This window comes from Pseudomonas sp. TAE6080, from assembly GCF_018732265.1.
GTDB classification, from domain to species: Bacteria; Pseudomonadota; Gammaproteobacteria; order Pseudomonadales; family Pseudomonadaceae; genus Aquipseudomonas; species Aquipseudomonas brenneri.
This window is the reverse complement of sequence record NZ_JAHIDY010000006.1, coordinates 180,788-187,901: the sequence shown is the minus strand read 5'-3', so window position 1 is coordinate 187,901 and position 7,114 is coordinate 180,788. Positions and strand designations below refer to the sequence as shown.

Sequence of the window (7,114 nt, the reverse complement as noted above, 5' to 3'; positions counted from 1 at the left end):
ACCCACACGAATTGCTTGATTCAGTTGTTAAAGAGCGGTTGGTTAAGATCTTTCGTCTCAACCGAGGCGCGCATTCTACAGCAGCCTCATTTGCTGTCAAGTGATTATTTTCAGAAGTTTTCAAGGAATCCTTAACAACTTCAACCACTTGCGCTTTCGATCTCTCGTCAGCGGGAGGCGAATTCTACAGCGTTACACGCTGCTGTCAACACCTCTTTTTCAACTTCCTTTTGGCTTCGATGAACTGAAGCAACCTGCTGTCGAAATCTGCATAACTCATTGTTTACCAAGGAGTTTTCCGTTTCGACTGCGCCGGAAGTGGGGCGAATTATAGACAGATATAAATCGCCGTCAACCGTTAATTTAGTTTTTCTATCGATATACCCAAAAGTCCTCCGTACTATATAGAAGACGCACAAAACTGAGCAATATATTGCCCATTCCGAACCAGTTGATCATCATAGCGGCTTCTGCCTTTATATGACCCTGGACAAACACCCCCAATGACCACCTCATCCCGCAGCCTGGGCTCCGCGCTTTTCCCTGTCGGCCTGCTGCTCATTGCCATGGCCTCGATCCAGTCGGGCGCCTCGCTGGCCAAAAGCATGTTCCCTGTCGTAGGCGCCCAAGGCACCACTACGCTGCGCCTGGTTTTCGCCAGCATCATCATGCTGCTGTTGCTTCGTCCCTGGCGTGCAAAACTCACCGCCAAGTCGCTGCGCACCGTCATCGTGTACGGGATGGCGCTTGGCGGCATGAACTTCCTCTTCTATATGTCATTGCGCACCGTACCCCTGGGGATTGCGGTGGCCCTTGAGTTCACCGGCCCGCTGGCGGTTGCCATCTATGCTTCGCGGCGTGCCGTCGACTTCCTGTGGATAGCCTTGGCCATCATCGGCCTGCTGCTATTGATACCGGTTGGCGAAGCCAGCCAAGGCATCGACTTGACCGGCGCCGCCTATGCATTGGGCGCGGGTATCTGCTGGGCCCTCTATATTCTGTTCGGGCAGAAGGCTGGCGCGGACAACGGCGTCCAGACAGCCGCCCTCGGTGTGATGATCGCAGCACTGTTTGTCGCGCCTATCGGTATCGTCCATGCCGGTAGCGCCCTGCTGACACCCGCACTGATTCCAATCGCCATCGGCGTGGCGATTCTTTCCACCGCCCTCCCCTATACCCTGGAGATGGTCGCCCTGACCCGACTGCCCGCACGTACCTTCGGCACCCTGATGAGTATCGAGCCCGCATTCGGCGCGCTTTCCGGGTTGTTTTTCCTCCAGGAATACCTGTCCCTGGCGCAATGGCTGGCTATCGCCTGCATTATCCTGGCCTCCGTGGGCGCGACGCTGACCATGCGCAGCCAGTCGAAGCCAATCGTCGCGGCAGATTGAGACAGGATTTAACGAAGCTCTGGCATTTGCCGCTCAATTAGGCCATGTTTAGACTGTAACTCGGTGTCAGTCATGGAATTTTTCAAATAAGGACATCCACGAACGCTACACTTGAGAGCGAGCAAAGCCAGCATCGGGCATTCCAACGGCGCGGCTATTAAGGATGGTAATGAAGCGAATTTTGATAGTGCTTGTCGTCATCGCCCTTGCAGGGTGTGCAGCAACCACCAAGACAGAAGTCAAACGCGGAAAAAAAGGGCTGCATATCAACTGCTCTGGCCTGTCCTCCTCCTGGGACCAGTGCTATATCAGCGCAGCCAACTCGTGCGGCAAGAAGGGCTACAGAGTCATCGCCAAGTCCGGCGACAATAGTGAAGAGCCGGGTGACTACCCCTTCGGCCTCAACCCTGCCGGCTATACCAGCCGAAGCATGATCGTGCTCTGCAAGTAAGTGGTCATTGCTCGGCGATTCTCTGGCTGATCTCTTTATAGCTCGATGAAAGCACCTGCGCCTGAACGTGCGGGTCGACCATCATTCTGGCCACCACCAGTGCGCCCACGCACTGGGACAAAATGGCCCAGGCCAGGCTGTCACTCTCCAGAGTCCGCGCCCAGTTGGCCTGCAATCGACAAATCCACTCCTGTGCCTGCTGGCGTACGGCTATATCAGCGCGAGCAATATCCGCACCCATGCTTGGCAAAACACAGCCGTCTTGCACCTGCTCCACGTGGGCCATGCTCAAATAAATCTTCAGGCACCGACCCAGGCGCTCGCGACTCTGCACGTCTCCCGCCCCCAGACGCTCAAGGCTTTGGCTCAACTCGCGCTCGACGATTGAACTGAACAACGCATCCTTGGACGAAAAGTGGCTATAGAACGCCCCCCCGCTCAAGCCAATAGCCTTCATCAAGCCGTCCACGCCAACACTGGCAAACCCTTCTTTTTTAGCCAGGGCCGCACTGCTTTGCAGGAGCTTGTCTCTGGTTTGCTGCTTGTGACTGACTGAATAGCGCATCGCCTCTCCCCCTGAATACAGTGCCTTGACGCCTGCCAGATCGTAGCATAACGTACGTTTAGTTAACGATCGTTTAGCAAAGGACTTCCCCATGACTGAGAATAAGAAAATCGTACTGGTCGTCGGCGCAGGTGATGCTACAGGCGGCGCAATCGCCAAGCGCTTTGCCCGTGAGGGTTATGTAGCCTGCGTCACTCGCCGCAGTGCCGACAAACTGCAACCCCTGGTGGACAGCATTCAGGCTGCAGGCGGCGAGGCCCACGGTTTTGCCTGCGATGCACGCAAGGAGGACGAGGTCATCGCGCTGATTGAGCAGATCGAGAGCGAGCTGGGTCCGATTGAGGCTTTCGTGTTCAACATCGGCGCCAACGTGCCTTGCAGCATTCTGGAAGAAACCGCACGCAAGTATTTCAAGATATGGGAGATGGCCTGCTTCTCCGGCTTCCTGAATGCCCGGGAAGTGGCAAAGCGCATGGCAACCCGCCGACGCGGGACGATCCTGTTTACCGGTGCCACCGCCGGGTTACGCGGCGCCGCTGGCTTCGCTGCCTTCGCCGGGGCCAAACATGGGATTCGCGCCCTCGCTCAAAGCATGGCGCGCGAGCTTGGCCCGATGAATATCCATGTGGCTCATGTGGTGGTGGATGGCGCCATCGACACGGACTTCATCCGCGACAACTTCCCAACCAAGTACGCGCTCAAGGACCAGGATGGCATCCTTGATCCCGCGCATATTGCCGACAACTATTGGTACCTGCACAGCCAGCCACGGGATGCCTGGACCTTCGAGCTGGATCTGCGCCCCTGGAACGAAACCTGGTAAGCACGCCTACATAACAATAAGCAGCGAGCATCCGACATGAGCAAAACCCTGGAATTCTTCTTCGACCTCGGCAGCCCCACCACCTACCTGGCCTATACCCAACTGCCCGGAATCTGTGCCGAAACCGGCAGCCAATTGGTGTATCAGCCCATACTCCTGGGCGGCATCTTCAAAGCCACCGGCAACGCCTCTCCCATCACAATTGCAGCCAAGGGCCGCTACATGCTCCAGGACCTGGCACGCTACGCCAAGCGTTACGACGTCCCCCTCAAGTTCAACCCGCACTTCCCCATCAACACCCTGACACTGATGCGCGCCGTCACCGGCATTCAACTCCGTCAGCCAGAGCGTTTTATCGACTTCATCGACTGCCTGTTCAGGGCGCTATGGGTGGATGGACGCAACCTGGGGGATCCGGCAGTGGTAGCAGCGGTGTTGGCCGAACACGGCTTCGACCCTGCCCAGGTACTGGAATTGACCCAGGATGAGGAAGTAAAAGACACCCTCAAGCACAAGACCGAAGAGGCGATTGCCCGTGGCGTGTTTGGTGCGCCTAGCCTGTTTGTCGGTCAACAGCTGTTCTTCGGCCAGGATCGCCTGGATTTTGTCCGCGAAGCCTTGAGTTAAGACCTGCAAGCCGCTCGCAAGCCTGCGCCTGCGAGCGGCCGCCCCTTAGATGGCAGCCGTACGCACCTGCAACCACTCCAACGCTGCGCCACTGAGCAACGGGCTCAAGCGTTCACGCACCTCAACGTGATAGTCGTTGAACCACTGGCGCTCCTCGGTCGTCAGCAATGACGGCACCAGGCAACGGGTATCGATCGGGCACAGGGTCAGGGTTTCGAACTTGAGGAATTCGCCGAACTCGGTCTTGCCCGCCTCGCGGTTCAACACCAGGTTCTCGATACGCACCCCCCAACGCCCCGGGCGGTAGGTACCCGGCTCAATGGAGGTGATCATTCCCGGCTGCATCGCAGTTTGCGGCGCGGCCGCAGCCTGGTAGGCAATCACCTGCGGACCTTCATGAACATTGAGGAAGTAGCCAACCCCGTGACCGGTGCCATGCCCGTAATCCACACCTTCGGCCCAGATCGGCGCACGGGCGATGGCGTCCAGCAAGGGCGAGAGAATGCCCTTGGGGAAATGCGCACGCGACAGCGCAATCACCCCCTTGAGCACACGGGTGCAATCGCGTTTTTGTTCCTCGCTCGGCGTGCCGATTGGCACCATCCGCGTGATATCGGTGGTGCCGCCCAGGTATTGGCCGCCAGAATCAATCAACAACAGGCCATCACCTTCGATCACCGCATGCTCCTCTTCGGTCGCATGGTAATGCGGCATCGCGCCATTGCCATTGAAGGCGGCGATGGTATTGAAGCTCAGCGACACATAATCCGGGCGCCGGGTACGCGCGGCCGTCAAGTGCTCGTCAATCGTCAGCTCGGTGATGCGCTCGCGCCCCAGGGCCGAGTCCAGCCAGGCGAAAAACTCGCACAGGGCCGCGCCATCCTGCTCCATCGCCCGGCGAATATGCTCGGCATCCGCCAGGCTTTTGCGGGACTTGGCCAGCGTGGTCGGGTTGAGGCCTTCCACAAGCTTGACGCCACTGCCCAGGTTATCCAGCAACCCTGCGGTCACGCGCGCCGGGTCGACCTGCAGGCTGGCACCGTCCGGCACTTCGCCCAGGGCCGCCGCCACTTCACTGTAGTCACGCAGCGTCACGCCATCCTGTTCCAGCACTTCACGCAACGGGGCATCGACCTTGCCTAGGGCAACAAACAGGGTTGCCTGCTGCTGGTTGATCAGGGCGAATGACACAAACACCGGGTTGAACGAAACATCTGCACCACGCAGGTTGAACAGCCAGGCGATGTCATCCAGGGTGGCAATGAAATGCCAATCCGCGCCCTTGTCCTTCAGGCTGGTACGCAGCGCAGCGAGTTTTTCGCCTCGGCTGACAGTGGCCTGGGGCGGCAGGTGCTGGTAGATCGGCTGGTTTGGCAGCGCCGGACGGTCGGTCCAGACTTCACTCAACAGATCGATATCAGTACGCAGGCGAGCACCACGCTCCGCCAACTTGCCGCCCAGGGTGCGGGCCGACGCAACGGCCATCACCGCGCCATCCACCGCCACTACCCCACCTTCCGGGGTGTGTTCGCCCAGCCATTCCAGCGGGCCGGACTGCCCCGGTTGCAGCTTCACCAACTCAATGCCGCTACCGCTGAGCTCCTTGGCCGCCTGCTCCCAGTAACGGCTGTCAGCCCAGACGCCAGCAAAATCAGGCGTGACGATCAACGTGCCTACCGACCCATGAAACCCCGACAACCACTGCCGCCCCTGCCAGTAGCCCGGCAAGTATTCGGACAGATGCGGATCGGCGGATGGAACCAGCAGGGCATCGATGCCCTCCCGCTTCATCAACTCGCGGGTATGCGCCAGGCGCTGGGGAACCGTTCCATGGGTCAAAGGCTGCGTACTCATCTTGTCTCCTGCTAACCACTAATAATTGTTATGTGTTTCAAACTGCCCAGAAGGCCGGTGCACTGGCCAACGCGGCCTTGATCAATTGCACTGCCTGATCGATATCCTGCTCGGTGGTAAACCGTCCCAGGCTCAAGCGAATGGTGCGACCAGCACTGCGCGCATCATGCCCCAGGGCCAGTAATACATGGGAAGGCGCATTGCTGGCCGAGTTGCAGGCCGAGGTTGCCGAAAAGGCAATGCCGGCGCTCAAGGCTGCCGAATTGAACTCGCCTTCACCGAAGGTCAGGCTCAAGGTGTGGGGAATGCGCTGGGTGGCGCTGCCGTTCAGGCGCACGCCGGGGATGCTCAGCACTTGCTCAAGCAGACGCTCGCGCAGGGCGACAATGCCCGCCGACTCTTCGGCAAAGGAGTGCGCAGCCAACGCGAAGGCGCTGCCCATGCCCGCGATCTGGTGGGTCGCCAGGGTACCGGAACGCAACCCGCCTTCATGACCGCCACCGTGGATCTGCGCCGTGACGTTCTGCTGTGCTCGTGGCCCGACATACAACGCGCCGATGCCTTTGGGGCCATACAGCTTGTGCGCTGAAAACGACATCAGGTCGACCGGCCAACGCGCCAGGTCAATCTCGACCTTGCCCGCCCCTTGCGCCGCATCCACATGCAACAGCGCGCCATGCTCACGCACCCGCGCACCGATGGCCGGGATGTCATTGAGCGTACCCAGCTCATTATTGACCAGCATCAACGACACTAGGAACGTGTCCTCACGCAACGCCTGGCTGACGGCCTCGGCGGTGATCAGGCCGTCGGCGTCCGGCACCAGGTAGGTCACGGCAATCCCGGCGTCCTGCAATTGGCGCGCGGTGTCCAGCGTCGCCTTGTGTTCGATCTGGCTGGTGATGATATGACCGCCGGCCACGCCTCGCGCCTGGGCTACGCCCTTGAGTGCAAGGTTGTTGGACTCGGTGGCACCGGAGGTCCAGACGATCTGCTCGGACTGGGCACCGACCAACTCCGCTACCTGCCGACGCGCCTGCTCGACCGTATGCCGGGCCTGTTGGCCAAACGCGTGGGAGCTGGACGCGGGGTTACCGAAATTGGCGTTGAAACCCAGGCACTCGACCATGACCTGGATGACCCGCTCATCCACCGGTGTGGTGGCGGCGTAGTCGAAATACAAAGGACGTTTATTCATGACATTAAAGACCCGCAGAGCATGTTCCCGAGATCAACGTCCCAGGGGCAGCGACCAGTACAGAGATTGTCAGGTTAACCCGATCGGATGCCGTTAAAGAATTTAAAAGTGCGTAGGAACGCTCCTGAAATTGAGCTTAACAGGCTCGATGAAAAGGATGGAAAACAAAAAGCCCGAAGTACCTGCGCGGAACCTCGGGCCCTGG

General features: G+C 59.2%; 7 protein-coding genes. 4 read left to right on the top strand and 3 right to left on the bottom strand.

Translation table 11 applies throughout. From position 1 onward, the window contains the following. The first annotated feature begins 503 nt into the window (after nt 1-503). Together rhtA and KL786_RS07250 are read left to right on the top strand one after the other, a co-directional pair. Complete coding sequence (gene rhtA, locus KL786_RS07255) at nt 504-1,391, top strand: threonine/homoserine exporter RhtA (RefSeq protein ID WP_215517167.1); 888 nt, start codon at nt 504-506, stop codon at nt 1,389-1,391. 169 nt (nt 1,392-1,560) lie between these two features. Continuing rightward, nucleotides 1,561-1,842 (top strand): hypothetical protein, encoded by a 282-nt coding sequence (locus tag KL786_RS07250; RefSeq protein WP_032862722.1) that lies wholly within the window; start codon nt 1,561-1,563, stop codon nt 1,840-1,842. Nucleotides 1,843-1,846: 4 nt separating this feature from the next. Here KL786_RS07250 and KL786_RS07245 read toward each other — a convergent pair whose 3' ends face one another. After that, nucleotides 1,847-2,407: a TetR/AcrR family transcriptional regulator gene (locus KL786_RS07245; protein ID WP_215517166.1), complete on the bottom strand. Its 561-nt coding sequence runs from the start codon at nt 2,405-2,407 to the stop codon at nt 1,847-1,849. A gap of 91 nt (nt 2,408-2,498) precedes the next feature. Here KL786_RS07245 and KL786_RS07240 point away from each other — a divergent pair, with 91 nt between their 5' ends. Together KL786_RS07240 and KL786_RS07235 are read left to right on the top strand one after the other, a co-directional pair. Beyond that, nucleotides 2,499-3,230, top strand: a complete 732-nt coding sequence (locus tag KL786_RS07240) for an SDR family oxidoreductase (protein ID WP_065942561.1) — start codon at nt 2,499-2,501, stop codon at nt 3,228-3,230. Between the two features lie 36 nt (nt 3,231-3,266). Continuing rightward, the gene (locus KL786_RS07235; protein ID WP_215517165.1) at nt 3,267-3,857 is read left to right on the top strand and encodes a 2-hydroxychromene-2-carboxylate isomerase; all 591 of its coding nucleotides are present in this window, start codon (nt 3,267-3,269) and stop codon (nt 3,855-3,857) included. Between the two features lie 45 nt (nt 3,858-3,902). Here the strand turns inward: KL786_RS07235 and KL786_RS07230 are convergent, their stop codons facing one another. Then, on the bottom strand, nt 3,903-5,711 hold the full coding sequence (locus KL786_RS07230; RefSeq protein WP_215517164.1) for an aminopeptidase P family protein: 1,809 nt from the start codon (nt 5,709-5,711) through the stop codon (nt 3,903-3,905). Nucleotides 5,712-5,748: 37 nt separating this feature from the next. Beyond that, nucleotides 5,749-6,909, bottom strand: coding sequence for a cysteine desulfurase family protein (locus KL786_RS07225; protein ID WP_215517163.1), 1,161 nt, complete (start codon nt 6,907-6,909; stop codon nt 5,749-5,751). Nucleotides 6,910-7,114: the final 205 nt, after the last annotated feature.